Here is a 26,224-nt window from a genome sequence, read left to right on the forward strand (position 1 = left end):
TAACTGATCTATCGCGATGTGTCCCCAAGGCGGAGCTGGAGGAGTGCAGCATGAATATCCAACCAAAAAACATTCAGAAAGTACCCGCCTTTGGGCGCGAGGCTGATTTAATAGAGGGCTTGCAAACTGGGGATCCGATAGCCTTCGATGAAGCGTATCGGAAGTATCACCCGGTAATGCTGCGAGTGGCCGCCAAGTACACCTCTGCGGCCGTTGCCGAAGATATTGCCCAGGAGGCCTGGTTGGCTGCCATTGGAGCCATCGCGTCGTTCGAGGGCCGTTCGTCCCTGAAAACCTGGCTGTGCCGGATCGTGATCAATAAAGCGTTCAATACCTATCGGGAAAAGCGGCCGGAATTCCCTGCGACGCCCAGCCTTGCAATGCTGTCAGACCAATCAGCCGAGAACCAGGGTGTCAGTGCTTCCTGTCATCTCAGCGAACCGGAACTGGCTGTGCAGACGTCCAGGGCCCGGGAGCGCATTCGGATTGAAATGAAGAATATGAACCGGGATCACGCCCACGCGATTCTGTTGAAAGGCATGACCCAACTGACGGGCTCGCAGGTATCTGAGGTGTTGCAGATTTCTCACGGAAACCTCCGGGTCATACTGCATCGAGCGAGAAACGAGCTAGCGGCCGTGCTCCAGGCATAAGGGCAGCGACCGCGCTCTGAGAGTTAATAGTCCGCCAGCTATATAAAGTATCACAGCCCCAGATCACTCAACCCCGGGTGATCATCCGGTCTGCGACCCAGTGGCCAACGGAAAAGCCGATCTGACTCTTTGATGGGGCTGTCGTTGATGCATGCGAATCGACGCTGCATGAGACCGTCCGCATCGAATTCCCAGTTTTCATTGCCATAGGAGCGGAACCAGTTTCCGCTGTCATCATGCCACTCATAGGCATATCTCACGGCGATGCGGTTGTCGGTGTAGGCCCAGAGTTCTTTGATCAGACGGTAATCCAGTTCACGATTCCATTTGCGGGTGAGGAATTCTTCGACCTCCTTGCGGCCGTTGGCGAACTCGGCCCGGTTACGCCAGCGTGTGTCCTCGGTGTAGGCGAGGACAACCTTTGCCGGATCCCGGCTGTTCCAGCCATCTTCGGCAAGGCGAACTTTTTCAATGGCGCTTTCCCGGGTGAAGGGTGGTAGTGGTGGACGTTGGGAAGTCATGTTGGTTCTCCATTTCTTGGCAAACAGATTGGTGCGGCCGCCTGGATCAGAGCAGGGCGGCCAGCTCGTTTCGTGCACGGTGCAGGATGACTCGCAGATTTCCATGGGAGATCTGCAGCACATCCGAAACCTGCGAACCGGTGAGCGCGCTCATGCCCTTTAGCAGAATCGCGTTGGCGTAATCCCGGTTCATATTCTTCATTTCAACGCGAATGCGTTCCTGAACCTTTGCAGTCTGGGTAGCCAACTCCGGTTCGCTAAGATGCCCGGCGGTGCCACCAAATTGGTTGTCTGGTGAGTTATCGGATAACAGAGCGAGGCTTGGCGAAGCAGGAAATTCCCTTCGGTTTTCACGGTAGGTGTTGAAGGCTTTGTTGGTGACGATCCGGCACAGCCACGTTTTCAGCGACGAACGGCCCTCGAACGACGCGATGGCTCCAATCGCAGCCATCCAGGCCTCCTGCGCGATATCTTCAGCAACGGCCGCAGAGGTGTATTTGGCGGCCACTCGAAGCATTACCGGATGGTATCTCCGGTAAGCTTCATCAAAGGCCCTCGGATGGCCTGCTTGCAAGCCATCAATCAAGCCTGCCTCATGCTCAAAAGCCGTTTCCTTCCGGGTGACTTTAATTTGAATGTCCATCTTGCTTGTCTCCATGCCGTTTTCATTGGTGGTTCGCAAATGAAACCGACAACAACACCAGTCAAAAAATACCCTGCTTCGCTTCCCAAACTGGCATTTCCTGAAGTAGACAAGTCGGTCTATTTTTAATTCTAGACAGATCTGTCTAAATTGGTCAACATATATTCAACGAAAAAAAATCGGAGGTGAACACGTGGGACGACGGCAGGATCTGATCGACACCGCATTGCGTCTGTTTTACGAACATGGAATTCACGCCATCGGCATTAACCAAGTGCTGCAGGAAGCGGGTGTTGCAAAGCAAACGCTCTATAACCATTTTGAGAGCAAAGACAGTCTTGTGGAGGCTGCCGTTGAGCACCGGGACAAACTTTTTTTCCAATGGCTTGAGTCGCGAATGAACAGCCAGCCGGCGGGAAGAGAGGCTCTGATGGAGATGTTTGATGCGGTTCACGACTGGTTCAATGACCGAGTTCCGTCACTCCAGCGTTTCTACGGTTGTTTTTTCATCAACACCTGCGGTGAGTACAGCGACCCGGATCACCCGGTCCACAAACGCTGCGCGGCTCATAAAACAAAAGTTTTTGAGCTACTGAAGCGGCACGCTCTGGAAATCTGTACTTCAGAGACCGAAGCAGATGAACTGGCCAATGCGCTGTTTTTGCTTAAAGAGGGTGCCATCGTTAAAGCGCACGTTGAAGGCGATCTGGATGCGGCGTTGAAGGCAAAGGCAATTGCCTCAAGGATGATTTCGCCGCACTGAAAAAAACTGTGCGGCGAAATTCGGGGTTCAACGGTACCTTGAAATTGGCACATTGAGGCCAGAGGACCTTTCACAATCCCGGTCGCTGGACCATTTGCCAAGCATGAAAACGCAAAATGGAACGCAGTAGGTCAAGACTGCCGGCAGCCATTGAATGTGCTGATATCCAAAAAGCGCATCGTGCTGATTTATCAGTAACAGAATCGTACCCACCACCAGGGCAACTCTTGTCGCCTGTGTGTAATAACGCTTAAACAGTTCAAGCAGCTGCATGAGGCGCCTCCTTACGTTCGGCCTGTCTGAGCTTTTCTGCGGCATCCCGGAAGGCGGTGCGAACACCTTCTTCAATAACAGGGTGATAGAAAGGCATTCCGAGTATCTCGTTCACCGTCAGAGACTGCTGCACAGCCCAGGCCAGCAGGTGACCAATATGCTCTGCTGCTGGCCCAAACATTTCAGCGCCCATCAGCGTGCCGGTGCTCTTATCGGCGTAGACTTTCAGCATGCCCTGGTTTTTGGCCATTACGCGGCTTCTTCCCTGATTGTGGAAGCTCACCTTTCCGGAGATGAAGCTGTCGGCCAGCAGTTCGTGCGCTCGTTTGCCGACACTGGCAATTTGCGGGTCGGAAAAGACAACGCCCAGCGCGGCACGACGATGACCCGCTTCTACCGTGGGAAACGTGCCGGCGTTACGGCCTGCGATACGCCCCTCATCTGAGGCTTCATGCAACAAGGGCAGCTCATTGTTAGCATCACCTGCGATGAATATGTGCGACTCACGGGTCTGCAAGGTGTAATGATCGAAGCCAGGAACGCCGCGGGCGTCCAGTTCAATGCCGGTATTCTCGAGGCCAAGCTTGTCAGTATTCGGAATTCGACCGGTCGCTGCCAGAACATAGTCCACCACGACTGTATGAACCACACCTCCGGACGTGCGGTAGGTCACCTGCACTCCGTTTAGGGTTTCCTTTGCTCCGAGGACATCCGCGTAAAGGATCAGGTCAAATTCAGACTGGAAAGTATCCGCTGCAATCTGACGAATTTCGTCGTCGGCAATTCCGCCAATCGATTCGTTGCGCGACAGCATTGTAACGTCCACGTTTAGCCGGCTCAGAGCCTGCCCTAACTCGAGTCCAATAACGCCTGTGCCGACCACGAGCACGGATTGCGGAAGTTGCTCCAGTTCGAATACATCGTCGTTGATGAGCAGGCGTTTGCCCGCACCCTCGAGTACTTCAGGAATGAACGGTCTGGAACCCGTTGCGATAACAATCCGGTCGGCGGTAATTTCGAGCCCGGTATCAATCTGCAAACGATGGGCGTCGAGAAAGCGAGCGTAACCACGGACCTTGTGGCTATCATCAAACTCATCGACGTCTTCAACAACAAACCCCACGAAACGGTCGCGCTCTTTTTTCACGCGATCCATGACCGCCGCACCGTCAGTCTCAACGGTCGGGACATTGAGCCCGAACCCCCCCGCATGCTTTGCGCCGTGGGCGGCTTCTGCCGCGGCAATCAAAAGCTTACTGGGCATGCAGCCGACACGCGCGCAAGTGGTGCCGTAATGGCCGCCCTCAATCAGCGCGATGCTGTCGGTAAATTTGCGAGCTTCGCGGTAGGCACCCATACCAGCCGTGCCCGTGCCAATGATGGCAACATCAACCTTTCGTTTGAGCATTTTTACTTTCCTGTAGGTTATGAGGACCGTTCATGCGGTTTGATTGTGATCAGCCGACTGGGCGGCATGGCGCTGCAGGTAGCGGACGATATCCTGGGATTCGTACAGCCACCGAACCTTCCCCTTTGACTCGATTCTCAGGCAGGGAACCTGTGCCCGACCTCCGCCATTGATCAGCTCTGACCGGTATGCAGGGTTTCTGACGATGTCACGTTCCTCCACTTCAATGTCGATGGGCTTCATCGCAGAGCGGGTATATGCGCAAAAAGGGCACGAGCGATGGTGGTAAAGAGAGAACGATGTGGTTTGCGAACTGACGGACATGGACTGTCTCCTTCGTAGTGAATGTGCCTGCCATTCTCTGTTGTTCAGGCACGCTGGAGGCGGCAGGACGGTTGGAATAGTTGTCCATCTGTTTCAGGGGGACCCTGTTCGCGAAGAAGGACGTTGGGCAAGAAATATACAATTCTGCTTGCAGCTCTGATTAGAATGTATATACACTTTATGAAAACCGATTCGAGACGGAAAGCGGTTCCGCTCAATCGACGATTCATTGTTCATCAGACTGAGGAAACGAACATGAACCTTTCGCTTACTGTGTTCCAGGCTGCTTTCGGTTTCTACAGCCGATTGATGCCAGCAAAAGCGGCTTCAAAAGCTGTCGAACTTATGACCAGCCCACGAATCAAGACAGAACGCAGAAATTCATCCCGAACGCTGTTCGAACGAGTCGTGCCGCTCAGTAATGACGGTCTACTCTCGATCTACGGAGTTGGCCCAAAGAAAATCCTGCTCTTGCACGGGTGGTCCGGCTGGATCGGGCAATTCAAGGATTTGATCAGTGAGATTGATCCCCAGGAATACACCATCTACGCGGTGCATCCGGCAGGGCATGGTGAGTCGCCGGCCACCGAATCACATCCGGGGCGGTTTATCGAGGCTGTACTGGAAGCTCATCAATACGCTGGCTCGTCTTTCGACGTTGGGGTTGGCCATTCATTGGGAGCCGCTGCGCTTGTTTATGCCCAGTCCACCAGAAACTGCTTTGAACGCCTGGTACTGGTTTCTGGACCGGCAACGATTGAGGGGGTCCTGAGCCGGTTCGCCAATTTCGTAAACCTTGGGGAACGCAGTAAACGTCTGTTCGTAAACGATATGGAAAGAACGGTGGGATTGAGTGTCGACCGACTGGATCTTGTTGCATTGGCCCCCTCGATCGAAACACCCGTGTTGTTGATTCACGATGACCGGGATACCGAGGTTCCGGTTGCGGAATCCAGAGCACTGCACGCGGCGTTCCCGAGGAGCCGTTTGACCCATACAACGGGTTATGGCCATAGCCGGCTTTTGCAAAAACCTGAGGTCATTAAGGAAATTGTTGAATTTTCGAATTCACCGTTCAGGCCTTAGTCCGAAATGGTATCGGATCAGGAAAAACGCACCATCCCTGGTGCCAAGACGCAGATGAAATGTCTAACGCTTAACCGTGGGTGCCAGAACGTACTTCACCACGAATGACAATTTGACCGCTGTAGGGAGCCGGTTCTGCATTCTCGTGGTTAGCGTCCCGGTTCTGGATCTCGCCACGAATCACGATCTGGCCACTGTAGGGCGCAGGTTGGACCTGCTCGGAACGCGGCTGATCGGATTTCCGGTCTGCGAGGGTTGCATGGGCGGGCAGGGCAGCGATGGTAACGAGTGAAGCGAGGGTAATCAGTGCAAATTTACGCATTTTCAATTCTCCATAGTGTTAGTCGGTTCAGCTGACTCCGAGGCCCCAATGGCTCGGATATCAGATGAGCGAATTATGTGGATGGAGAAGGTGGAGGAATAATTCTGAAACAGTATGGAAAGCATCATTTTCAGTGATGAAGCGTGGCCGTAAGACCCTAAAAGGCACTCGTATTACTACTTATTTATAAGCGCAAGTGATGTTTTAAATATCGACGCTTGATTAGTCGTGCGGGCCCGGTATTCGAAAAATAGCAGCCAACGTTTTTACCGACACATTTTCGGAGTTGGCTATGGTTTTTCGTTTCTTGACCGTTTCTCTTCTGGCTGTGGCTATGGCTTCAACTGTGCAGGCCGAGTCTGCTGATTCTGTGCTTGCGCTCTCTACTGATAATGACCTGTTTGCGCCAACACAGACAGATCGGGATTACACAGCCGGTGTTGCGATTACCTATTCTTCCAATTCAGAGGATTTCATCCGTAACCCGGTGTCCAGTGTGAGTCAGGGGTTGGACAGTGTTTTGCTGCCTCAGCTGGGCGGGGAGGTTGGAGAACCGGGGAGTGCCGCACTTGAACTGGGTGTTTACGGCTTTACGCCCGAGGAAATCAAGGAATCGGCAATTGATCGTAGCGATCGACCATACAGCAGCCTGGTTTACTTTTCCTCAAGCCAGAGCTACCAGACGCCAGGCGCTGATTCGGGGTGGACAACATCTATGACGGTTGGCGTACTCGGGCTTGATATCCTCAAATCCGGCCAGAACGCGGTGCACAAAATAGTGGGTAGCGATCGTGCGAACGGTTGGGATCATCAGATCTCGAATGGTGGTGAACCGACTTTTCGGTACTCTGCGGCGTACCACCAATATCTGGATGCCAGCGAATCAGACCAACAGTTCAAAGTGACGTATTTTGGATCAGCCGGATACCTGACTGAGTTTGGTGCGGCACTCGTCTTCCGGGATGGTCTGATTTCCTCCCCGGATAACCGCTTTAATCCGGAGTTGATGGCTTACGGCGAACGAGCGCCCGGGGTATCAGCTCCAGGGGGACGTGAACACTATTTCTGGGGCGGCTTGTCGGTAAAAGCTCGGGCCTATAACGCTTTTCTTCAGGGGCAGTTTCGTGACTCAGACCACGAACTGGATGCCAACGATCTGAACATTCTGCTGGCAGAAGTGTGGGCGGGCTACACCCACAGCTTCCTGGCAGGCACTGAATTGAGTTATGTGCTGCGTGTACAGAGTTCCGAAATCAAATCCGGTACAGGGAACCGCACGCTGGCGTGGGGTGGGCTGGTTTTTAGCAAGCGACTGTAAGAGCCGGGGAGGGAATCATCATCAGAAGAAATACAACTTATACAGTCCCGCTATTGGTTTTCGCCAACAGAAGGCTTCAGTGTTTGAAACAGGTTTTTACAGAGAAGAGGTTTGCCGATGAGCAACATGATAGAAGTAACAGATGTGAATTTTGAGCAAGCGGTTGTTCAGAGTGATCGCCCCGTACTGGTCGACTTCTGGGCGCCCTGGTGCGGCCCCTGCAAGACCGTCGCCCCCATGCTGGAGGCAATCGCTGATGAATTTGGCGAGCAGTTGACCATCGCCAAAGTGAACGTGGACGACAGCCCCGATATAACGGCAAAGATGCGTATCCGAGGTATTCCGACTCTGGCGCTGTTTCAAGAAGGCGGCGTTGTTGCCCAAAAGACCGGAGCTGGGAGCCTGAGTGAGCTGAGAACTTTCGTAAAAGGGAATCTGTAAACCTTACCCAAAGCCTCCCGATCGGGAGGCTTCTTCGCTTCTTACTCAAGAAAACCACGCCTAAATACATACCGCAATTGCGGTCCAGGCACTTCCAAGCCAGACTTGACCGGACCCATTCCCCAGGAACATTGAATGAAAACGCAAGAACTCCAGCTGCTGTACATCTTTGATGCGATCATGACCGAGCGCTCCGTAACCCGCGCAGCAGATCGGCTTGCCATGACCCAGCCTGCGGTATCGAATGCGATTTCCCGGATGCGCCAGATCTGGAACGACCCATTGTTTGTGCGAAAGGGCCGCAATATAGAGCCAACATCCTATGCGCTCAGCCTGTGGGATCAGGTAGGCGACCATATGTACGCATTGACCAACGCAGTCAGCGCCACGCAATTTGATCCGGCCACATCAAAGCGAAAATTCCGGATTGCCGTGACGGATGTGATTGTTGAAATGATCTGGCGGCAGTTAATTGAGTTGCTGGAGGAGCAGGCGCCTGGTGTTGATATCCACGCGGTGCCCTATACGCCCGAAGGCACCTACGACGACTTGCGCGAGGCCCACGTGGATCTGGCGGTCGGTATGCTGACCCAACATGATCACAGTCTGCGCAGTACGTGGCTTTTTGAGGGCGGTTATGTTCTGGCGATGCGCGCCGACCACCCCCTGGCTGGCCGACAGATTACCATGGAGGAATTTCTCGAGGCCCGGCACCTGCTGGTGACAATGTCCGGCGATGCCCATGGCTTCGTGGATAGCTACCTCGACCAGAAGGGCCAGAACCGGCGCATTGCCGCGACGGTCAACCATTTTTCGATTGTTCCCCAGGTTCTACGGGATTCGAATCTCATCGCCGCGGTTCCCGAATTGATCAGCCAGGATTGTGGGTTCGTGGATGGCCTGTGGATGGGGCAGCTTCCTTTCGAAGTCGACCCGACCAGCCTGTACCTTATCTGGCACACGCGCCATGATCGTGACCCCGGCATTGTCTGGTTGCGGGACCACGTGGAGCGGCTGCTGCGAGAACGATGGCATGACATCATGACCAACTCGCCTTGCGGTCTTTCGCCTGCAAAAGCCATCGCCTGAGCGGTTGGCCAGAGGCAGTCATCATTTTTCGTGATGACAAAGATACAGCAACGGAATTATTCAGGATCCCGGAAACTCCCAATAATGCTCCCCAGATGACGCTAGCAGCGGCATCGGCATGAGTGCCGGTTGGGAGACGCCCAGTTCGGTCCTCTTGCCCCAATTATCTGAGTTCTTCACGAATTGGGAGGAGGGTATGAACGGTCAAGTGAACTGCCCGTCAATGGGGTCCGGCCTGGAGCCCATCAAAGTCAACGATGCCGCAAATCAGAAATGGTATAAGCCAATCATCTCCGTTGATTCGGACGCCAGCGGCAACAAACACGTCTACAAGGCGTTCAGATTTTCCCACGGCCTGTTGGGCAACTATTTCCGGTTTCTGGTCGCCCACGAACTCAGGATGCTGAAAAAAGTTGAGCATCTCGACTTCACTCCAGACCAGGTAAGTCGCCGGTCCGACGCCTCTCCGACAATCCATTACCGGTTGATTGAAGGGAAGTCGATAAAAGATGTCGCGGCAAGCAATGGCGTGCCTGCAAACTTCTTTTCAAAGCTGTTCAGCGATGTAAAAACGTTGCATCAGCATGGCGTTGTACACATGGATCTGGGCAATTCCGGAAACATCCTGGTTTCTGCCCAGGGAGCGCCGGCCATCATCGATTTCGGCTCGGCGATACCTTTGAGCTGGCTGCCATCGTCTGTTCAGAGCTGGGCCTGTCGCAAGGATATACTCGGAGTTCTGAAGCTGTGGCACCGTTTCGACAAGGAATCCATGCCGTTGTTTCTACTGCACTACTATCAGAGCAATTACCGCAAGAACATCTACACGCCCAAACGTTTCCTGAAAGCTGCGCGTCGGTGGGTAACAGGCGACACCGGCAGCGCGGACCTTTCTGGTGTCACGACTGTTATCAGCGTGTTTTTCGGACTGTTGGTGCTTGTGTCTTTCACCTGAAGAGCGGCGTTCTGCCGCTCCATTTTTCCCTTAAGCGCAGCGCAGGAAACTGGATCAATAGGCAGGCAAAAAAAGGGGCGGTCGTGATGACCGCCCCTTTTCGGTGTGCTCAGCTTAGTTGCTGATACCGAGCTCGACCGTTTCGATGGCCGGGTTGTTGCCACGATCGATATCTTCCTGGCTTACACCTTCGGCCTGTGCGAAAGCAGAGAAAGCGACGACAGAGAAAACGAGAAAGAACTTGTTGATTGCGTTCATGTGATATTCCACCTTTCAGGAGAGTTAAGTTAAACAGCATCGCCGTATTGGCTTGATGGTTATTCTCTTGGTTTCCCGTCTTCAGAAAAAATTGCTTTGCGGTATACAACACATCAAGTCAGGTGATGGGTTTAGACGAGCGCTTTCGTGCTGATAGCGCTCGTCTTCAAATCATCATAGGTCCAGGTGAACGACTTCTTTGATTGATCCCCGACCACCCGCGAACAGGTTCTCGATCCCGTTGTCGTTTCCAATGGTCAGTCTCACATTGATAACGCTCGGTGAGGGTGTGGCCATCCAGCGTCCCTGTTCGATTGTGAACTCGTGCTTTTGCATGCCCAATTGTTCACGCAGATAACAGGCGAGCGGGCCCGCCGCCATTCCCGTTGCAGACTCTTCCAGAATGCCATAGCGGGGTGCAAACATGCGGGTTCCTGCGTCCCTCCCATCGCCAACGCCATCAAGGGAAAACACGTAGAATCCGATCAGATCCAGGGATTCGCTGAGTTTCTCAATGAGGTCAAAATCTGGCTTAAGGCCTTTAATCGTTTTGCTATCTCGAATGCCGATGACGATGAAGCTATTGCCGGTGTTGACCAACATCGGCACAGCCCCTTCGATCAGATCGTCGGCGGCCAGGCCAAGGGACTGGAGGGTTGCTTGCAGATCATCCTCGCCAAGCGTTTCGAACCGGGGTGCTCTTTGCTCCATGTAGGCCGAGTCGCTCTCCATATTGACTGATCTCAGGCCATCGATTGTTTCTTTCGATGACCGATCACGAACCAACAAGCCGTTTTGTTTCAGAAAGCTGAAGGTGGCAATTGTTGCGTGGCCGCAATGAGCGATCTGCTGGGTAGGCGTGAAGAATTCCAGCTTGATGTCTGCAGATTTGGAAGGTGAAACGAAAGCGGTTTCTGACAATCCGACTGCCGCAGCGATTTTCTGCTTTTGCTCAGAGCTGAATCGTTCGGCATTCAACACGACACCTGCCGGATTTCCGCCGGCTTCGCCGTCGACAAAGGCGCTGACTATGGGGACTTCGATTTTCATGTGATGTTCCTCGGGTGATTGGTATCACCTGATTCTTTCAATGGCCGGTTCCTGGAACAAACGGATAAAACTGGTCTATGCTTAATTAAAAGTTAACTATGGGTGAGCAGACGAATGCAGAAACTCCCTCCTCTGCGGGCGCTGCAGGCGTTCCGATACGCGGCCAGGGAGCTGAGCTTCAAGTCTGCGGCCGAGGCGCTGAGTATTTCCCAGGCAGCCGTCAGTACTCATATTCGCGGCCTGGAAGATTTTCTGGGCCTGAAGCTCTTCGTTCGCATGACGCGCGAAGTGGAATTGACCCACGAGGGCAGGGTGCTCTCAGGCTATGTGGAAACGGGCTTTCAGGAGTTGGAAAGAGGAGTTGCCCTGTTCCGGCCCGATTCAGATCCAGGACGATTGACCGTCGCAACCGTTCCATCCTTCGCTAGCCGCTGGCTTGTTCCAAGGATCGAGTCATTCCAGCGGGCTCATCCGGAAATCAGGCTTAGCCTTCAACCCAATCTGCAATTGACGAGTTTTCAGGGAGATGGGGTCGATCTGGCGATTCGTTTTGGGAAAGGCGACTATCCCGGGCTCGAATCAAGGCTATTGCTGGAAGAAAAACTGATGCCTGTCTGTCATGGCATGCTCGTTGACAATAAGCCTGTAACCCGGGAATCACTGGCGCGCCTGCCCTGGCTTATCGATGAGTCAGCCGATCTGGAGAGCTCGTGGACTGACTTCCAGGAAAAACTCGGCACCCAAATACCCGATTCCTCCATCATACTGAGGGTTAACGAGGGAGCGACGCTCGTGGAAGCGGTGCTTGCGGGCAGGGGAATTGCATTGATGCGGTACAGCCTTGTGGCCGATCTCCTGAAAACCGGGCTGCTCAGGTGCCCGATGGATATCTCGGTTCCTGCGGAGTACCAATACTACTTGGTGGCACCGGAGGCGAAATTTCGAACGGATAAGGTTCGGGCGTTTGTTTCATGGATTATCGGGGAAGTCTCATCACTGAGGGAATGAAAGGCTTTGCAGTTCGATGGCTGCACCAGGAAAGCACCAGTTTGCAATGAGCGGCCCAAAACGGTGCTAGATTGTCATATGTGCGCGACATTCGGCTAGAGGAAAGGAAAAGATGATGCGAACTCAGTTTCTGCAGGATTTAATCAAACAGCTTTCGCCAACCGTTGATCCAACTCACTACGTCTACTGCACTGTAGAGAAAGCGAAGTATGGTGACCTGGAGCACCTGAAACCTATTGTCAGTATTGCCGAACTTGAGGGGCTGACCCTGGTAATCCCCCTGGAAGAGGCCAAAGCAGAGGGCCTGGATTATTACAGGGTGTTCCGGCGAATCACTCTGGAGGGACACTCCAGCCTTGAGGCTCTCGGGCTTACGTCTGTCGTGACCAGTGTCCTGGCAGAGCGGGGCATCACCACCAATGTCATCGCCGGCTTTTACCACGACCACATGTTCGTGCCGAGCGATCGCATCGACGAGGCGCTGAAAGCAGTCAAAGAACTTGCCAGCCAACCGGGTGGATAGGCATCTGTTCGCCCGTTAAGGCACTACAACCCGACAGGTGCCAATCAGGACCCAGCCAGTTTGCCCTGGTTGTCTTGCTTTTTACCCTGGGTACTCGCAGCTGCGACGCTCAGAGCCAAAGAGATGGAGAAGAATACCGCCAGGCCGCCAAACAGAGAAATTACGGGAAGAATGTTCATAGGGTAAAACCTCCAAACGATCCGTTGTCGGCTACACCTCATTTACTCAGAAGTATTGCCGAAACTAGTGTGTAAGCTCAGTATTAGTATACGAGGAAGATGTGCGCTGGTTTGTAGGCAGAAACCATTACCGGAGGTATGGAGATACCCGTATATTCACTGAAAAGGGCGAAAGGCTAGCTCCGACAAAGCATTCGAATCCCGCCCGCCTCGAGAAGTTGCACAATCACTCGAATTTGGATTACTTATGTCCTCATGGCCCAAATAACGTCACTGTATGTTTATAAAGTCTTGAGTCAGGCAACCCCGGGTGTCGAAACGGGGGACTTGATGGGCAAACTTGGCCTTTCGAAGGAGGGCCCCATCGATCCGACCCGGATGGTGTCTTCATCGGAGTATTATAATTTTTTTGCTGCTTTGGTTGATCGTGACCCCGGCGGCCTTTTATTACCGCTTAAGATCGGTGCCTCGATGCGAAGCGATGAGTACGGCGCTTTCGGTCTGGCCTGGAAATCCGCGCCGACCCTGCGCGGCTCTTTCAAACGAGCGGAGCGGTACGGGCATGTTCTGGGCAGTGCAGAGACGTATTCGCTTGAGGAAACCGCAGAGGGGTTCCTCTTCAACCTTGAGAAGGCTGGCGATGGTTGCCCTGGAATGCTGCTTTCCAATGAGGCCAGCATGGCTGCGGTTAACACCATCAGCAGAGAAGTCAGTTCATCGAACTTTGTTCCTTTGGCGATCTGTTTCAAGCATGCGCCGAGGGGCGATATCAGAGTTTACGAAGCCCATTTCGGTTGCCCGGTTCATTTCGAGACTGGACGAGATGCTGTACTGGCGAGTAAAGAAAGTATTGAAAGTCCCAATAAACTGGGCGACGAGACGATTGCCCGGTTCTTTGACCAACATCTTGAACAGCAACTGAATTCGCTCAAAAGCGACATAGACCTGCAGCAACAAGTCAGGCACGCTGTCGTGAAAGTGCTCAGTGAGGGTGTGCCCAGGCTGTCACGGATTGCATCCGAACTGAAAATGGGCGCCCGGACGTTGCAGAGGAGGTTGTCGGAGCAGGGCTACTCCTTTCAAAACGTTGTTGATATGGCGCAGAGAGATCTCGCTCAAAGGCTGCTCCGGGAGACTGATTACAGCCTTGCCGAGGTGGCCTTTTTGACCGGTTTTGCGGAGCAGAGTGGATTCACTCGAGCTTTCAAGCGTTGGGCAGGGCAGACTCCTCGATCCTATCGACTTTCCTACCGTCGGTGCTGAGTCTCAAGTTGTCGTTCTCTGCACAAACTCTGACATGCTGAGGCAATAACAAGCGACGCTGTTTCCCGAAAATAGACTTGCACTTACATCAAAGGGAGCAAGTCAATGAAATCATCCAACCAGGCACATCAAACCATTCTTGTCGTGGGCGGTACCGGCAAAACCGGGAAACGCGTCGTTGATCAGCTGAAAGATAGCGGTTATGAGGTTCGAGTGGGATCCCGCTCGGCTATCCCATCTTTTGATTGGGGCAACGAGAAAGGCTGGGATGCCTGCCTTACTGGTGTCACGTCAGCCTACATTACCTACTCGCCAGACCTCGCGATGCCGGGCGCCACGGACGCCATCCAGGCCTTCGTTGGCCTGGCAAAGCGACGCGGAGTGAAGCGACTCGTTCTGTTGTCCGGGCGCGGCGAAGCCGAGGCTCAAGCCTGCGAAGCCATTGTTCAGGAATCTGGCCTCGAGTGGACCATTGTCCGCGCAAGCTGGTTCAACCAGAACTTTTCCGAAGGCGCATTCATCGACATGGTGTTGAATGGTGCTATCACTTTGCCAGCAGGCGACCAGGTCGAGCCTTTCGTTGATGTCGATGACATTGCAGACGTCGCTGTTGCTGCGCTGACTGAAGACAACCACAACGGCCGTATCTATGAAGTGACGGGGCCACGCCTCATGACCTTCGCCGACGTAGCCAAGGACCTTTCCCGCGCGACTGGTCGCGAAATTTCATTCATAGACGTGCCGCACAAGGCCTTTATCACCGAGATGGAGAACGCTGGAGCGCCCGAGGATGTGGTCTGGATGCTGGATTATCTCTTCGCAACGGTTCTTGATGGTCGCAACGCCCATTTGACCGACGGCGTTCAACAGGCTCTTGGTAGACCACCGAAAGACTTTGCGACCTTCGCAGAGGAAGTGGCAAGCACAGGTATCTGGGAAGAACGTTAAACGGGTTTGGCCCGAAATGAATCAGGTTTGGCAAGCGCCTACAGCAGTCGTCAAACCTGACCCCTTCCCACCTTTAACTCACAGGGAACATGAAAAATGCTGGATAAGATACTGTTAACAATATCAATCGCACTTTACGCCATTGCTGTTCCTTATTTGGAAATCAACGATACCCACGTGTTCAACCCGGACTGGGTAGCCCATGCGAGATTGCACGAAGTGTGGCAACTGATTACCAATTGTTCTCTCGGTGCGATTGCTCTTTGGCTTACCTAGGTGTCTGCCGATGGAAGGGGCAAAGCAAGTGTTATTGCGCTGCTGGTCACCGGTGGTTTCCTTGCAGCCTATGCCTTACAGGGTTTATTCGGCGGATCAATGGTGCATCCGGATGGTACGGAAAAGACGGTATCAGGCATTAATGTCGGCGTGATTGGATTCGGCTGGGTATTTGTGAGTTCCGTTTTTACGCTTTTGAGAGCAGGGCGCCAAGATGTTGTTAGGAAGGCGATTTAAAGGCAACGAACCCAGCTCTGGAGAGAAAACTGGGGCTAAAAAAGTGATCGTGATGTCCGGCCCCAAGGGGCCGGATTTTTTGTGCCTCAGATACTAGCCCAGACAGACGAAATACAAAGTCAACCATCCGCTTGGTCGCTGGTGCTTTCTTCAGGCGGCCTGGGGTTCAGAGGAAAAGGCATTCAATACAGTTTCAAGCTTTTCAACCAGATCGCCATTCGTCAGCTTGCCACGATCGACATCGAAGTTATCGAAAAAGCTTGGAATGCTGAGGCTGCCAACGACCTTGCCACTGAAAAACGGTGCGGCGGTTTCGGCAAGCTTCAACACGGTATTTCCGCCACCTGGCCCCGGAGACGTAGCGAGCATCACGATTGGCTTATCACGATAGACGTTTCGGCCAATTCGGCTCATCCAATCGAAAAGGTTTTTGAACGCTACCGTGAAATTGCCATTGTGCTCGGCAAAAGAAACAAGGATCACGTCCGCTTCTTCGATTCTCGCCTGGAAGGCGTGCGCGCACTTGGGAATGCCGTACTGTTCTTCCAGGTCGATGTTGTAGATCGGCAAGTCAAAATCATTAATCTCGACATAATCGATCTCAGCATTCGCCAGCTTGGTCGCGGCGTACTTCACGAGTTGTTTATTAATGGATTTGCGACTGTTGGTCGCGGCAAACGTTAAGACTTTCATGTTAAATCCCTCGGCAGGGTTGATGATTGATGGAACAGCTGTGCGGTTGGGGAAGGGGATGCCGCCGTCATACAAGGCGACCCAACTCCCCCGCGTTGTATCGAGCAACCACCTCGTCGTTCTCTAGTTGGGTGCTCATGGCAAACGGTCCTTGTTGAACGAAGTTTTCACTGATTGTCTCGCCCGACAGCACCGCAAAATGGCTGCTTGATGAAGACTTTCCGCGTATTGCGACCGCCTCGCCCTCCGCACCAACAATCGCGCTGGACTCTCCCTGGTGAAGAGTGAGCCATTCGCCGCGCACGTGAACTTCGATGTCGCCTTCAACCGAATAGATCCAGGCATTAAAGCCCGTTTGAATGCGATGCTCGAATGCAGATGTCTGGTCTACAAAACCATCAAGGATTGTGACGGGCCACACCGACACTGCGTCCGTCTCGAGCCCATTGCTTTGACCAAGAACCAGCCGTACACGGTAACCTTGTCCTTTCAGGGTCGGCATGTCTTCTCGCTTCACATGGAGGGAGCTTGGCGCCTGGTGTTTCATGCGGACGGGCAAGTTGACGAATATCTGCAGGCCATGAATGCTGGCGCCCTTTCGTGGTGCTTCGTCGTGAATGGCACCGCTGCCTGCATTCAGCCAGTAGAGATCGCCAGGATTAATGTCGAAGTCATTCCCCAGGGAGTCGCGGTTGTTGAATTTGCCGTGCGTATCTTCAAACAAAACCGTGACTGCCGAGAGCCCAGCGTGAGGGTGGGCGCCAAAGGTCGGTTCCGTCATGGTATAGTGATCAACCATGATGAGGGGATCCATAGCCCCGTAGAACTGCCCGTGACGAAAACCTACTCCCGTGAATCCTGAGCCGACACTCAATGGAGTTCCCTTTACCTGCGCAAAAGCTGTTTGCGAGTCAGTTTGTAGAGCAACTTGGTGGGTCATTGGTCCTTCTCCGTTCCATATCTGGTCTTAATAAAAGTTAGCAGCTTGGAATTTGGATAAAAATGGCTAAAATTTGAACTATTCGTTCCATATTTAGGACGCAACTATGAGCGTTGACCTGAATGACTACTTCTATTTCGTGCATGTCGTTGAAAAAAAGGGATACACCGCGGCGGCAAAGGCCCTGGACATGCCGAAGTCGCGATTGAGCCGTCATGTTGCTCAGCTCGAGGAACGCCTTGGCGTGAGGCTGCTTCAGAGAAGTTCCCGCAACGTTGCGGTTACCGAAGAAGGGAAGAGCTTCTACCAGCACGCTCGCAAGCTCGTTGACCACTTCGAACTGGCTGAAGCAGCAATGGACAATAGAAGTGGAAACCTTTCAGGAAAGGTTGTGATCAGCTGTTCGCTGGGTGTGGCGCAGTTTGTTCTGTTCGATATCGTGACTGATTTCTCCAGGCAACACCCGAAAGTGCTTATCGAACAACGCGTCACCAACTCCATGGTCGACTTGATAAGTGAGGGAGTAGACATCGCTATTCGCGGGCACAGTGGCGAATTGCCTGATTCGAACTTGATACAGCGCTTTATCGCGAATGTGGAATGGCAGTTTTATTGCTCGCCTGGTTATCTGGAGCAACTAGAACAATTGGAAACACCCTATGATTTAGCCAGTTGTCGTTTTTTAAAAGTGGGGAGAGCCGGCGCGAAAGAGGCGATCCCGTTACAGCACAAAGAGGGTCTTCGAACCCATCAGAACACTCACATCGCACTATGCTCAGAAGATATGTCGACAATCAGGCAAGCCGCAATCGATGGCTTGGGCGTTACCGCATTGCCTGACTATGTCTGCAAAGCACCCGTTGAAACTGGCCAGCTCGTTCGGGTATTGCCAGACTGGGTATCCCAGCATGCGAGCCTCAGTCTGTTGATGCCATCGCGGGTGGGGGTGCCACCGCATACAAAAGCCTTGGCCGAGTACATTAGAGAGAGGCTGCCACTGGCTGTGGGGCCATGATAGTTGCAGTCTTCACTGCATGTCGCGCTGGCCTCCCGGATCCAAACACCTCCAACGACGATCAAACCCCTAGAGAATCATGGAGGGGTGCTCGGCCGTCTTGCAGCCGCTATAATTCCCGCGCCTTGATCGCTTGATCTGGCAGTTCAGTTCTTAAGGAGATGCGCGTTTGCTGCCGGGTAATTGGCGTTTGGTAAGTCAGTGTTTTGCCTTCATATGGCTGTTCTTGGCGGCGGCCTCAGGTTGGAACTCAGAACGTGTCCTTGTGCTGGACGAGCAAAAGGCGCAGTCGTTAGACCGCTTTGTTTCGCTATTACGGGACCCCAGGGGCGAGCTGACGTTCGAACAAGTGAGTAGCGGGATCGAATCCTTCAAGCCAGCATCTCCAGGTGGTCTCCATCAGGGCTACACCGCCGATGTTTACTGGATGCGGATTGAAGTGGAATCCCACTCAAGCAAACGGTTGGACCGAATGCTTGAGTTCACCTACGCCTATCTGGATGACATTAACCTCTATCGGGTGGATGGTAATGGCACGGTAGAGCGAATGCGTTCAGGGCGCACATTGGCGCCGGCGGATCGCGTTGTCGCTCACCGCAAGCCAATTTTTCCGCTTTCGTTTGAGCCCGGCGAGCGTGCGACGCTGTACCTGCGGGTAACCACCCACGCCAGCATGACCCTGAACGCACGGCTGGCGCCAACCTTTGAGTTTTACGAAGACAGTGACTTGGAATATGTCTGGCTTGCCGTCTACTTCGGGATGCTGTTGGCCTTAGGGACATATAATTTCCTGTTGTTTCTTGGAACCCGCCAACGCTCCTTTCTGCTGTACTCGTTGTTCGTGTTTAGCTTTGGTGTAGCGGCCTCCAGCATGAACGGCTTGGGTCCTTTGCTATTGTGGCCCGGACTTGTAGGGGAGTGGGGCAACCGCATTCTGCCGACCGGATATACCCTGGCTGCCACTTTGGCAGTTATGTTTGCCCGCAGTTTTCTGAATATGCGAAGCATTGCGCCGCGCTGGGACCGGGCGCTATCGGTTATCGCGATATGTTGGTGGTGCGCGACTTTCTTGACCTTACTGGTGTCAGTGCAGAATGCCCTCAAGATTATGTCGGCAATGGGGGTTCTCACAACTGCGTTTTTGATCACCAGTGGGATTGTGGGCATACGCTATCGCATTCCTGCGGCCCGGATTTATCTATTGGCTTGGTTGCTTCTGCTGGTTGGCGCCGCATTGCTATCGGTCCGCAACCTGGGCTGGATACCCTCCAATTTTTTCACCGTCTACGGTCTGCAGATAGGTTCCGCCATTGAGATGATTTTGCTGTCCTTCGGTCTGGCCGCTCGATTTAACGAATTCAAGCGCCAGAAGGAAGAAGCTCAGCGTCAGTTGTTGCTATCTCTAAAGCGACAGGAGCGTGAACTTGAACGCCGGGTGGCTCAGCGCACCTCAGAGCTGGAGGATGCCAAGGCCGAACTGGAGCGCCTTGTTGTGAAAGACCCACTCACAGCGCTCTACAACCGATATGGCCTGATGATTCATCTCGAGAAACTCATACAACGGGCGCAGCGGCGAGATGAGCTGCTGGCCGTAATCCTGATCGATCTGGACGGCTTCAAACCGGTGAACGACCAGTACGGCCATCAAGCGGGTGATGTATTGCTTCAAACAATCGCTCGTCGCCTTCAACAGGAGGCGCGGGACAGTGATTGCGTGGCCCGCATGGGCGGCGACGAATTTGTGGTGGTCACCGAAAACGTCAGCTCCAAATCCAGCGTGCTTGAAATTGGCCAGCGGCTACGCGAAGCCATCACAAAGCCAGTGACTCTGCCTTCCGGAGATTTGGTATCGATTGGTGCCAGCGTGGGGATCTGTACCGGCAGAGGTGGGGAGCAAACAGGCAGTGAACTTATCCGGGGAGCAGATCAGGCCATGTACCGGGTCAAGCGAGAACACAAAAACGATGTCTGCCTGATGGATTAGTTCGTTGAAGCTATAGTGGACGCCGCCGGCAAAGCCAGGATTTAGACGACCACAGAAAGTGCTAAATCTCAGAAACGGTAAATCAAAAGCTTACGTCACTCTTTCCACAAAAAGTGCTAAACGAATTTAAAGTTGACTCTAGCATAGTTAGGTGATTTCCGTTTCCACACAAAGTGCTAAATTCGTCCTCCAGTTCATCAGGGTCAAGACCCGGATTTTCTGGTAATGGGCACTAATGAAACGGGGACAGGGTGAGGTAGCATTAAGACTATAGTTTCAAGCGGGATGGACTGATCGGTACAGCACTAGTAATAGGGCGCTACAGGTTCCGACGTCTTCGGTAGAATCTATTAGGAGAACGCCTCAGAAGAAATCGGTCTAGCCCCTCGCAAAAGCCAATTTCGACGAGTAAACGCATTCGAAATGACCAGGGGCTTAATTGGTTGAATTTTGCGATGACCAATAAAGAAAAGCAGAGCTTTTCTTAGAGAGATCTCCTGCTGCTCAACAATTTCTTGCAACCTTTAAGTGGGACGACTAAAGGTATAAGAACGCAAATGATGAATTACTATGTGTAATACAATGAAAACCTAAATTCAAGGCGAAGTCGGCGTTTTACATTCCGAGAGAACCAATCCTTCGACTCAATGAGTGGTCGACCGCTGTCTAGCGCAATTCACAAGGATGTTTCGTTATGGACCCGGTTACTTCCGTTTATACTGCTTCGTTTTTGTTCATTTTCTTGTGGTCGTTCATCCGTTTTTACGGCCTCTCCCGACCCTATCGGGCGCAGTTGAAACTCTTTTGGCTACTGGCATTTGCCTATTCTTTTTACTATCTGTTGCTGTTCGTGTTGGCAGTTACATTTTTGTTGCTGGCCTCGACCGAGGTTTTGACTCTAATTGACAATAATTTTGGTACAAAATTGAAAGAAGCCTTTGAAGGCTCTCCTGAACTTGCTCCACCACTGCTTTCTGCGGCGTTTCTGTATAAGGCGCACGATATTCCCTTTTTTTTCAAGCTCGATACATTTATGGTTGACCGTCTATTAAGCGCCCACGATCTGTCAGAGGACTTTAGCCATCTGCAAGTCCTGCTGGAGACCAACGACTTTTTACCGTCGACAGTCGAGTTTGCCGCCAACTTAAAGATGATGGAAGATTTCGACGTCTTCGTGTCAAACCCACTTGAGGAGCCAACGGACCTGCATTCAGGGGACCCAATGACCTATTGGCGCAAAGTGTCAACGTTGTTGCGCTTCTGTAGAGTTTGGGCAACTGAAGACGGCGACGTAAATCGCGCTGCTCAGATTGCTGAGCTTTTCGAAGAACACATGCGTCGCACTGGCGTGGCACTGCATCTGCTACGTTTGAAGCTATCGACTGAAACCTACCAGGAAATCAAGCACCCCATCGAACAGGAAAAACAAGAAGCGCTGATTCTCACTTCCGACGAACTTAATCGTACAACCAAGCTGGTTTCGCGATACATCATTGCCGATTACAAAAAACTGGTTTCTGCGGTTTCGACAATCGCTGCTCATTTGGTGATTTATTCAGGCCCAGCTTCCGGGAAGAGGCTTGAGCAATTATCTGAGGCCGGCTTCAATGGCCTGGGTAGTTTCCGGGAAATGACCTTTCACAAAATTGTCTTTCTATTAACCGTTGTGTTTGGAATATCATTTGTCGTGTTATATGGCTTTTTCTTAATCTACAGTAATGGTGAGAACCCCCGATTGGCACTCACTTCTAAGATCGCCACTGTTTATGCCTTATCAGCTATGAGTGGTGGGATGATTGGTTCCAGCAGGCGGCTAATGTCCTCGAAGGAAACGCCTTGGGGCTGGTATTTGCTCGCAGGTATACTTGGTTGGCTCGCGTGGTTCGGCGTGACCATGCTTCTTTACTTGGACGTCAGTGATAGCGTCCCCATGGCGCAGCAGATAGGTGGTTATTTTGCCACTGATGAATGGAAAAAGCAGTTTCCTTGGTCTATTTTGCCGACTGCATTGGCCATAGGTATTGCCGCACTGAGTCACCGCAATCCGCTATCAGAAAAATTAAGTATTTTGAGTGTTCGTATTTCTGACGGTGTTATGCTGGGGCTAGTTCTAATGTTGGCCGCATGGCTAAATTTTATGTTGCATCTCGGGTGGAAAACTCCATTTTCTACAAAGTCGCTTTTCCCCAATAACGACCTAAATTGGATAACGTTACTTAGCTCTTCAGGTGTGCTTTTTGTGGTCGCGTTCGTGGTTGGTGCTAGCGTGATCAGCCTCGCCCGGAGCGTCGCCCGTTCGGGGCTTGCGACAGAACCAGACCAGGGGTCATAGCATGGCTATGCTGGGCCGCACCTCCTCCGGTTTTCGGATAGTCATGCTGACCCTACTAAAGCAGAAAGTAGTTTAGCTAGAGGGGAGCAGGTCAACTGAAAGTATGAAAGGTTCGACCTTTTTGCGCTAGCGGTTAGCCGCAGTGAAAACATTGGAATTTGTTAGACGGTATCATTTATCAGCATGAATAGGAGAATGTTATGGCAAAAAAAACAAGAACTCTCCTTTTCGTTATTGTTGTGGGGGTATTAACAGCCGTAATCTCATTCTTTAAAAGTGGCGAATTCAATCTTTTCACACTTTTACAGGCTGGTATCATAGCGTCACTACTAAATCTATTAATATTGCTTTATGAACATTATGGATGGCGCATGGTACTTCTTAAAAATGCAGCGACTTCTCCAAACTTTAGAGGTACTTGGGAGTTTGAGAAGCCTGATGTGTTTAGTATCACTAAGTTATGTAAATACGATAACCTGAAGGGAGGATATTTAACCGTTCAACAGAGTGACTCTCATATTTTAGTAAATATCCTTTGGGATGGAGATGAGCCATCCGAGCTTCGAATTAAATCTCCTACAGCAGTAAATCAAGATCGATGTTCGTTCTCTGGCCATTTTGTGGAACATCCTGCGGAATCGACTCACGGCTTCGGTGCATTTATAACGTTTTCTTCCAGATACCCGTCAAAATTCGTGCTGAGATATAGGACTGATCATGGTGTGACCGGTGAAATTAAGGCTGAGAACCGTAAGCCGTGGATCGCAAATACCATAAAGCAGGCGAAAAAGGACTCCAATCGCGTTCCAACTCTGAATGAAAAAGTGTTATTCGCAATGAGATGGAACTAAAAAGTAATTAGGGCACATTGATTAGAAAATAACTCGTCACTGGTAAGCCCTCGATTTACTAGACGCCTGACAGATTGGAAACCTGCGAAGCTTGCTTCACCTATGGCTTCCTGAAACTCGATTTTTGCTTCTTGAGATATCAAGCCGTTGATGTTGGATGATTGACTGCCAGATCGTTCTCAACATCTGACCACCATTCAAGATAGCGCTTTGCTGCCTGCTTACCGGATTTCACAAGCGACTTCTTTAGTTGTTCACTCAAATCGAAGTCTGTGGTTCCAACTCCCAAGGTGTCGATATAAACAGTTCTCTGCCAGTCATCGCTGTGAAGATGCTGACTATCCTGGACGGCGAGCACGGTCTTGATCAGTTGCATCGTGTAGTCGAGAAAGTGGTCTATTTCTTGACTCTTTGGGGTCTGGCCGTCTCGAAAAATCCCAATTTCAGTCTCGGAATCGAGCCGGAAGCCGAGCGTCTCTTTGTTATAGACGTATGGGCTGCTTCTTGGGGAAACCTGGCTTAGTTTTTTGTTCTCCTTTTCATAATAGCCAGGAATCCTTTTTAAACTCCCATTCTCGAGGTACTTTTGTCGGTCAAAGATCTTTACCGGGTAATTGTTGATCGCGCCGCCATCAACAAAAACATCTTCACGGTCGTCTCGCACTGCGCGAAAGAATAGGGGGATCGACATTGAACGTCTTACAGCATCGACCACTCGCATTCGTGGCGTATGCTCTGGCGAGTAGACTTCACCGAACTTGGTAGAGAGGTTTGATGCGTAGACGTAAAGTTCTTTGCCGGTGTGTTCGTGTAGAGCTTTGAAAGTTACATTGGCTGAGCCGGTCTTCTGTTTTAGCAATTCGCCGATCCAGTCCCGAAAATAATCTCCCTTATACCAGCCATACTCATCTTTGAGTCGTCTCATGTCCCTAAGAGCTAACCAACTATCATCTTTAAAGTCGTTAAAATCCAGCCGCTTCAAAACCTTCAACATTTCTGCGTTGCTGTAGCCAGCTGCGAACAAAACCGCGTTGATTGAACCTGCGGATGTTCCGCCTACACGACTGATGTTCTCGAGAATCGACTCACTCTCAAGAACCTGCATAGCACCAACGTAGGCAATGCCCTTTACACCACCACCTTCAAAAACCAGATTTCTGAACGGATACGACATTTTGCACTCCTCCTTTGAGCTTCGAAAACGCCGATACAACTAAGTTACTTCTCCTATATTTATTTGCTTAACATCACCGGCTAGCACTAATGGAAGCACAAAATGACCAGAGCGGCCACCCGATCGCTTAGGTTAAACAGGTGAGGCGATAGATTTATGACGTCGGACTCGGTGATAAAAAAACCTTTATTTAGTCGACCACATCCGCCTTGGCCAGGTCGCGGTTTTTTGGATCCACTTGCTCCACAAACGACGGCGATGCTTTCTAGCCTCGACTCTCCCAGTGCAGCAAGCGGTTTAACTAACGGCAGGTCTGCGCAATGGGATCTGCCGTGTGCTGCCAGCTGCGGTGATGCTTAGAGCAAATAAAAGAATTGCTGTTACGACTATAAATGTAAGCATTGCGAGTCCTGTCCCACGGTTGTCGTGGTCAAATGGCACTCATTTTTTGTCGCTGTCACAGCCTTTGGTGGTATTCGGGTTATTGAGATAGTCGTTGTACTCGCTTCGATCTCTGAGGCTGCGTTTTAGTTCAGTTTTATTTTTCACATCTAACCGCCACATCCAGAAGAAAATAGCCAAAGCAATGATCACACCGCCTATCTGATGCCATTCGATATACATAGAAATCCCTCCCATTTATTCAGACCATCACTGCTGTCTTGTTAGGATACTAGCATCACATCGAAGTTTCGCCGCTGTGCGGATCGCGCTACGCAGTCAAAATAACAGGAGCGATCGTTGCGGCAGCCTTTTTACAACTGTAAGCATCCCCGTTCTAGTTGCAGTAGTCATTAAAGCTTTCCGGTCTGGGGTAGTTCGTCAACCGGCCTCCATTTCTTGCGGTTTTCCAGGCTGTTGCCATACTGAATAGGTTGGAATAGGGCACATGTACGGCCCCCTAATTCCTCCTTGTAATTGACAGAACCACGGAGAGGAAACGTCAAAATCCATCACCAGCGCGCGGTCATTCCCCAGAGCCCGATCTAGCAAGCGCCCGTTCGGCTTCGAAGAGCGGCCCTTGGTGTCGTTCCCGATTCAGCGCGTTGAGAGCGACTGGGACCGGCTGATCGCCAAACGCCCGATCCTCCTCGAAAGACTGGACACCATGCCCAAGTACCTGCTCAAGCTGAAAGTGCTCGGCCTGCTAAAGAGCGAGTCGCATCGCATGCACCGGCTGATCCTGGACTTCATGTGGTGCACCGGCGCTCGGGTCTCCGAGGTGCTGGCGATTACCCCGGCGAGTTTCCACGACGACGGCTACGACTTCGGGGTGGTCCTCAAGGCGCTCAAGCAAGGGGCAGGGCGGCCGAGCAAACGCAGCCTGCAACGCTCGCCGACGCGGTTTATCCCAATTCCGGATAGAGACTTTCAGACCCGGATCCAGAGCTACCTGTGGATGGGGAAGTTTCGGAAGGACGAACGGATCTTTCCGATCACGCGCCAAGCGGTCAGTGCCAACATTGATCGCTTAATAGCACAGGTGGGGGGAGAGCCGCCGTTCAAGATCGGCTGCCATACTTTTCGGCACAGCTTTGCAGTGCACCTGCTCCTCCACGGGCGGCCGCTGAAGTTTGTGAGTCAACTCCTCGGGCATCGGAGCGTCGAATCCACAGAGGTGTACACGAATGTGCTAACGTTCGACGGAGCGCATTTTTTGGAAGGTGTGGATTTTCACTAAAGCCTCGGATTCGCAT

General features: G+C 52.0%; 30 protein-coding genes. 17 read left to right on the forward strand and 13 right to left on the reverse strand.

From position 1 onward, the window contains the following. The first annotated feature begins 50 nt into the window (after nt 1-50). On the forward strand, nt 51-653 hold the full coding sequence (locus SIC15_RS09685) for an RNA polymerase sigma factor (protein ID WP_069185241.1): 603 nt from the start codon (nt 51-53) through the stop codon (nt 651-653). A 50-nt stretch (nt 654-703) separates the two neighbouring features. Here the strand turns inward: SIC15_RS09685 and SIC15_RS09690 are convergent, their stop codons facing one another. After that, on the reverse strand, nt 704-1,174 hold the full coding sequence (locus SIC15_RS09690) for a DUF1348 family protein (RefSeq protein WP_069185240.1): 471 nt from the start codon (nt 1,172-1,174) through the stop codon (nt 704-706). A 46-nt stretch (nt 1,175-1,220) separates the two neighbouring features. Further along, the gene (locus tag SIC15_RS09695; RefSeq protein WP_069185300.1) at nt 1,221-1,817 is read right to left on the reverse strand and encodes an RNA polymerase sigma factor; all 597 of its coding nucleotides are present in this window, start codon (nt 1,815-1,817) and stop codon (nt 1,221-1,223) included. A 193-nt stretch (nt 1,818-2,010) separates the two neighbouring features. On the opposite strand from SIC15_RS09695, the gene SIC15_RS09700 reads away from it, so the two are divergent. After that, complete coding sequence (locus tag SIC15_RS09700; RefSeq protein ID WP_069185239.1) at nt 2,011-2,580, forward strand: TetR/AcrR family transcriptional regulator; 570 nt, start codon at nt 2,011-2,013, stop codon at nt 2,578-2,580. Between the two features lie 27 nt (nt 2,581-2,607). Here SIC15_RS09700 and nrtS read toward each other — a convergent pair whose 3' ends face one another. From nrtS to SIC15_RS09715, 3 genes are read right to left on the reverse strand one after another with little or no spacing between them, the layout of a single operon-like run. Then, the gene (gene nrtS, locus SIC15_RS09705; protein WP_069185238.1) at nt 2,608-2,853 is read right to left on the reverse strand and encodes a nitrate/nitrite transporter NrtS; all 246 of its coding nucleotides are present in this window, start codon (nt 2,851-2,853) and stop codon (nt 2,608-2,610) included. After that, on the reverse strand, nt 2,840-4,261 hold the full coding sequence (locus SIC15_RS09710) for a dihydrolipoyl dehydrogenase (RefSeq protein ID WP_069185237.1): 1,422 nt from the start codon (nt 4,259-4,261) through the stop codon (nt 2,840-2,842). The genes nrtS and SIC15_RS09710 overlap by 14 nt, the downstream gene beginning before the upstream one ends. 30 nt (nt 4,262-4,291) lie before the next feature. After that, complete coding sequence (locus SIC15_RS09715) at nt 4,292-4,585, reverse strand: glutaredoxin family protein (RefSeq protein WP_083231897.1); 294 nt, start codon at nt 4,583-4,585, stop codon at nt 4,292-4,294. 255 nt (nt 4,586-4,840) lie between these two features. Between SIC15_RS09715 and SIC15_RS09720 the strand changes: the two genes are divergently transcribed. Further along, a complete protein-coding gene (locus SIC15_RS09720) occupies nt 4,841-5,671 on the forward strand; it encodes an alpha/beta fold hydrolase (protein WP_069185236.1) in 831 nt (276 codons plus the stop codon). Nucleotides 5,672-5,741: 70 nt separating this feature from the next. Here SIC15_RS09720 and SIC15_RS09725 read toward each other — a convergent pair whose 3' ends face one another. Continuing rightward, entirely contained in the window at nt 5,742-5,993 is a 252-nt protein-coding gene (locus tag SIC15_RS09725; RefSeq protein WP_069185235.1) for a hypothetical protein, read from the reverse strand. A 334-nt stretch (nt 5,994-6,327) separates the two neighbouring features. Here SIC15_RS09725 and SIC15_RS09730 point away from each other — a divergent pair, with 334 nt between their 5' ends. The 4 genes from SIC15_RS09730 (at nt 6,328) to SIC15_RS09745 (ending at nt 9,796) form a co-directional block, all read left to right on the forward strand. Further along, nucleotides 6,328-7,311 carry a lipid A deacylase LpxR family protein gene (locus SIC15_RS09730; RefSeq protein ID WP_227514629.1) on the forward strand — a complete coding sequence of 328 codons (984 nt, stop codon included), beginning with the start codon at nt 6,328-6,330 and terminating at the stop codon, nt 7,309-7,311. 117 nt (nt 7,312-7,428) lie between these two features. Beyond that, nucleotides 7,429-7,752, forward strand: coding sequence for a thioredoxin (gene trxA / locus SIC15_RS09735; protein WP_069185233.1), 324 nt, complete (start codon nt 7,429-7,431; stop codon nt 7,750-7,752). Between the two features lie 135 nt (nt 7,753-7,887). Next, a complete protein-coding gene (locus SIC15_RS09740; RefSeq protein WP_069185232.1) occupies nt 7,888-8,841 on the forward strand; it encodes a LysR family transcriptional regulator in 954 nt (317 codons plus the stop codon). 196 nt (nt 8,842-9,037) lie between these two features. Further along, entirely contained in the window at nt 9,038-9,796 is a 759-nt protein-coding gene (locus SIC15_RS09745; RefSeq protein ID WP_069185231.1) for a protein kinase family protein, read from the forward strand. Between the two features lie 114 nt (nt 9,797-9,910). Here the strand turns inward: SIC15_RS09745 and SIC15_RS09750 are convergent, their stop codons facing one another. Further along, the gene (locus tag SIC15_RS09750) at nt 9,911-10,054 is read right to left on the reverse strand and encodes a hypothetical protein (RefSeq protein ID WP_167352731.1); all 144 of its coding nucleotides are present in this window, start codon (nt 10,052-10,054) and stop codon (nt 9,911-9,913) included. A gap of 174 nt (nt 10,055-10,228) precedes the next feature. Beyond that, complete coding sequence (locus SIC15_RS09755; protein ID WP_069185230.1) at nt 10,229-11,104, reverse strand: PhzF family phenazine biosynthesis protein; 876 nt, start codon at nt 11,102-11,104, stop codon at nt 10,229-10,231. A gap of 114 nt (nt 11,105-11,218) precedes the next feature. On the opposite strand from SIC15_RS09755, the gene SIC15_RS09760 reads away from it, so the two are divergent. Together SIC15_RS09760 and SIC15_RS09765 are read left to right on the forward strand one after the other, a co-directional pair. Beyond that, nucleotides 11,219-12,112: a LysR substrate-binding domain-containing protein gene (locus tag SIC15_RS09760; protein ID WP_069185229.1), complete on the forward strand. Its 894-nt coding sequence runs from the start codon at nt 11,219-11,221 to the stop codon at nt 12,110-12,112. A 112-nt stretch (nt 12,113-12,224) separates the two neighbouring features. Further along, nucleotides 12,225-12,635, forward strand: coding sequence for an ACT domain-containing protein (locus SIC15_RS09765; RefSeq protein WP_069185228.1), 411 nt, complete (start codon nt 12,225-12,227; stop codon nt 12,633-12,635). A gap of 44 nt (nt 12,636-12,679) precedes the next feature. On the opposite strand, the gene SIC15_RS09770 is transcribed toward SIC15_RS09765, so the two are convergent. Further along, complete coding sequence (locus tag SIC15_RS09770; protein WP_264754188.1) at nt 12,680-12,814, reverse strand: hypothetical protein; 135 nt, start codon at nt 12,812-12,814, stop codon at nt 12,680-12,682. Nucleotides 12,815-13,144: 330 nt separating this feature from the next. Between SIC15_RS09770 and SIC15_RS09775 the strand changes: the two genes are divergently transcribed. From SIC15_RS09775 to SIC15_RS09785, 3 genes are all read left to right on the forward strand, one after another. Continuing rightward, the gene (locus SIC15_RS09775) at nt 13,145-14,077 is read left to right on the forward strand and encodes an AraC family transcriptional regulator ligand-binding domain-containing protein (protein ID WP_412537570.1); all 933 of its coding nucleotides are present in this window, start codon (nt 13,145-13,147) and stop codon (nt 14,075-14,077) included. A 105-nt stretch (nt 14,078-14,182) separates the two neighbouring features. After that, on the forward strand, nt 14,183-15,025 hold the full coding sequence (locus tag SIC15_RS09780) for an NAD(P)H-binding protein (protein WP_069185226.1): 843 nt from the start codon (nt 14,183-14,185) through the stop codon (nt 15,023-15,025). Nucleotides 15,026-15,301: 276 nt separating this feature from the next. Continuing rightward, on the forward strand, nt 15,302-15,538 hold the full coding sequence (locus SIC15_RS09785; protein ID WP_141697250.1) for a hypothetical protein: 237 nt from the start codon (nt 15,302-15,304) through the stop codon (nt 15,536-15,538). Between the two features lie 150 nt (nt 15,539-15,688). Here SIC15_RS09785 and SIC15_RS09790 read toward each other — a convergent pair whose 3' ends face one another. Both SIC15_RS09790 and SIC15_RS09795 read right to left on the reverse strand, forming a co-directional pair. Then, a complete protein-coding gene (locus SIC15_RS09790; protein ID WP_227514627.1) occupies nt 15,689-16,306 on the reverse strand; it encodes an NADPH-dependent FMN reductase in 618 nt (205 codons plus the stop codon). Continuing rightward, complete coding sequence (locus SIC15_RS09795) at nt 16,299-17,171, reverse strand: pirin family protein (protein ID WP_069185223.1); 873 nt, start codon at nt 17,169-17,171, stop codon at nt 16,299-16,301. Before SIC15_RS09795 ends, SIC15_RS09790 begins: the two co-directional genes overlap by 8 nt. A 106-nt stretch (nt 17,172-17,277) precedes the next feature. Between SIC15_RS09795 and SIC15_RS09800 the strand changes: the two genes are divergently transcribed. The 4 genes from SIC15_RS09800 (at nt 17,278) to SIC15_RS09815 (ending at nt 23,353) form a co-directional block, all read left to right on the forward strand. After that, nucleotides 17,278-18,186, forward strand: a complete 909-nt coding sequence (locus SIC15_RS09800; protein ID WP_069185222.1) for a LysR substrate-binding domain-containing protein — start codon at nt 17,278-17,280, stop codon at nt 18,184-18,186. 265 nt (nt 18,187-18,451) lie between these two features. Next, nucleotides 18,452-20,170, forward strand: coding sequence for a diguanylate cyclase (locus tag SIC15_RS09805; protein ID WP_167352730.1), 1,719 nt, complete (start codon nt 18,452-18,454; stop codon nt 20,168-20,170). 694 nt (nt 20,171-20,864) lie between these two features. Beyond that, the gene (locus SIC15_RS09810; RefSeq protein ID WP_069185221.1) at nt 20,865-22,502 is read left to right on the forward strand and encodes a hypothetical protein; all 1,638 of its coding nucleotides are present in this window, start codon (nt 20,865-20,867) and stop codon (nt 22,500-22,502) included. 200 nt (nt 22,503-22,702) lie between these two features. Then, nucleotides 22,703-23,353 (forward strand): hypothetical protein, encoded by a 651-nt coding sequence (locus SIC15_RS09815; RefSeq protein WP_069185220.1) that lies wholly within the window; start codon nt 22,703-22,705, stop codon nt 23,351-23,353. A 139-nt stretch (nt 23,354-23,492) separates the two neighbouring features. Here SIC15_RS09815 and SIC15_RS09820 read toward each other — a convergent pair whose 3' ends face one another. Both SIC15_RS09820 and SIC15_RS09825 read right to left on the reverse strand, forming a co-directional pair. Beyond that, nucleotides 23,493-24,527 carry a patatin-like phospholipase family protein gene (locus tag SIC15_RS09820; protein WP_069185219.1) on the reverse strand — a complete coding sequence of 345 codons (1,035 nt, stop codon included), beginning with the start codon at nt 24,525-24,527 and terminating at the stop codon, nt 23,493-23,495. A gap of 441 nt (nt 24,528-24,968) precedes the next feature. After that, complete coding sequence (locus SIC15_RS09825) at nt 24,969-25,151, reverse strand: hypothetical protein (protein ID WP_069185218.1); 183 nt, start codon at nt 25,149-25,151, stop codon at nt 24,969-24,971. Between the two features lie 400 nt (nt 25,152-25,551). Between SIC15_RS09825 and SIC15_RS09830 the strand changes: the two genes are divergently transcribed. Then, nucleotides 25,552-26,208 (forward strand): tyrosine-type recombinase/integrase, encoded by a 657-nt coding sequence (locus SIC15_RS09830; protein ID WP_412537571.1) that lies wholly within the window; start codon nt 25,552-25,554, stop codon nt 26,206-26,208. Nucleotides 26,209-26,224: the final 16 nt, after the last annotated feature.

The organism is Marinobacter sp. MIT932201 (genome assembly GCF_047123295.1).
GTDB lineage: Bacteria > Pseudomonadota > Gammaproteobacteria > Pseudomonadales > Oleiphilaceae > Marinobacter > Marinobacter salsuginis.

Coding starts and splice junctions, on each gene's coding strand:
- SIC15_RS09815 (WP_069185220.1), top strand. CDS start 22,703: ATGGCAAAAAAAACAAGAACTCTCCTTTTCGTTATTGTTGTGGGGGTA.
- SIC15_RS09695 (WP_069185300.1), bottom strand. CDS start 1,817: ATGGACATTCAAATTAAAGTCACCCGGAAGGAAACGGCTTTTGAGCAT.
- SIC15_RS09740 (WP_069185232.1), top strand. CDS start 7,888: ATGAAAACGCAAGAACTCCAGCTGCTGTACATCTTTGATGCGATCATG.
- SIC15_RS09825 (WP_069185218.1), bottom strand. CDS start 25,151: ATGTATATCGAATGGCATCAGATAGGCGGTGTGATCATTGCTTTGGCT.
- SIC15_RS09770 (WP_264754188.1), bottom strand. CDS start 12,814: ATGAACATTCTTCCCGTAATTTCTCTGTTTGGCGGCCTGGCGGTATTC.
- SIC15_RS09795 (WP_069185223.1), bottom strand. CDS start 17,171: ATGACCCACCAAGTTGCTCTACAAACTGACTCGCAAACAGCTTTTGCG.
- SIC15_RS09820 (WP_069185219.1), bottom strand. CDS start 24,527: ATGTCGTATCCGTTCAGAAATCTGGTTTTTGAAGGTGGTGGTGTAAAG.
- SIC15_RS09745 (WP_069185231.1), top strand. CDS start 9,038: ATGAACGGTCAAGTGAACTGCCCGTCAATGGGGTCCGGCCTGGAGCCC.
- SIC15_RS09775 (WP_412537570.1), top strand. CDS start 13,145: ATGGGCAAACTTGGCCTTTCGAAGGAGGGCCCCATCGATCCGACCCGG.
- trxA (WP_069185233.1), top strand. CDS start 7,429: ATGAGCAACATGATAGAAGTAACAGATGTGAATTTTGAGCAAGCGGTT.
- SIC15_RS09810 (WP_069185221.1), top strand. CDS start 20,865: ATGGACCCGGTTACTTCCGTTTATACTGCTTCGTTTTTGTTCATTTTC.
- nrtS (WP_069185238.1), bottom strand. CDS start 2,853: ATGCAGCTGCTTGAACTGTTTAAGCGTTATTACACACAGGCGACAAGA.
- SIC15_RS09720 (WP_069185236.1), top strand. CDS start 4,841: ATGAACCTTTCGCTTACTGTGTTCCAGGCTGCTTTCGGTTTCTACAGC.
- SIC15_RS09800 (WP_069185222.1), top strand. CDS start 17,278: ATGAGCGTTGACCTGAATGACTACTTCTATTTCGTGCATGTCGTTGAA.
- SIC15_RS09730 (WP_227514629.1), top strand. CDS start 6,328: ATGGCTTCAACTGTGCAGGCCGAGTCTGCTGATTCTGTGCTTGCGCTC.
- SIC15_RS09765 (WP_069185228.1), top strand. CDS start 12,225: ATGATGCGAACTCAGTTTCTGCAGGATTTAATCAAACAGCTTTCGCCA.
- SIC15_RS09715 (WP_083231897.1), bottom strand. CDS start 4,585: ATGTCCGTCAGTTCGCAAACCACATCGTTCTCTCTTTACCACCATCGC.
- SIC15_RS09690 (WP_069185240.1), bottom strand. CDS start 1,174: ATGACTTCCCAACGTCCACCACTACCACCCTTCACCCGGGAAAGCGCC.
- SIC15_RS09725 (WP_069185235.1), bottom strand. CDS start 5,993: ATGCGTAAATTTGCACTGATTACCCTCGCTTCACTCGTTACCATCGCT.
- SIC15_RS09710 (WP_069185237.1), bottom strand. CDS start 4,261: ATGCTCAAACGAAAGGTTGATGTTGCCATCATTGGCACGGGCACGGCT.
- SIC15_RS09750 (WP_167352731.1), bottom strand. CDS start 10,054: ATGAACGCAATCAACAAGTTCTTTCTCGTTTTCTCTGTCGTCGCTTTC.
- SIC15_RS09685 (WP_069185241.1), top strand. CDS start 51: ATGAATATCCAACCAAAAAACATTCAGAAAGTACCCGCCTTTGGGCGC.
- SIC15_RS09755 (WP_069185230.1), bottom strand. CDS start 11,104: ATGAAAATCGAAGTCCCCATAGTCAGCGCCTTTGTCGACGGCGAAGCC.
- SIC15_RS09760 (WP_069185229.1), top strand. CDS start 11,219: ATGCAGAAACTCCCTCCTCTGCGGGCGCTGCAGGCGTTCCGATACGCG.
- SIC15_RS09780 (WP_069185226.1), top strand. CDS start 14,183: ATGAAATCATCCAACCAGGCACATCAAACCATTCTTGTCGTGGGCGGT.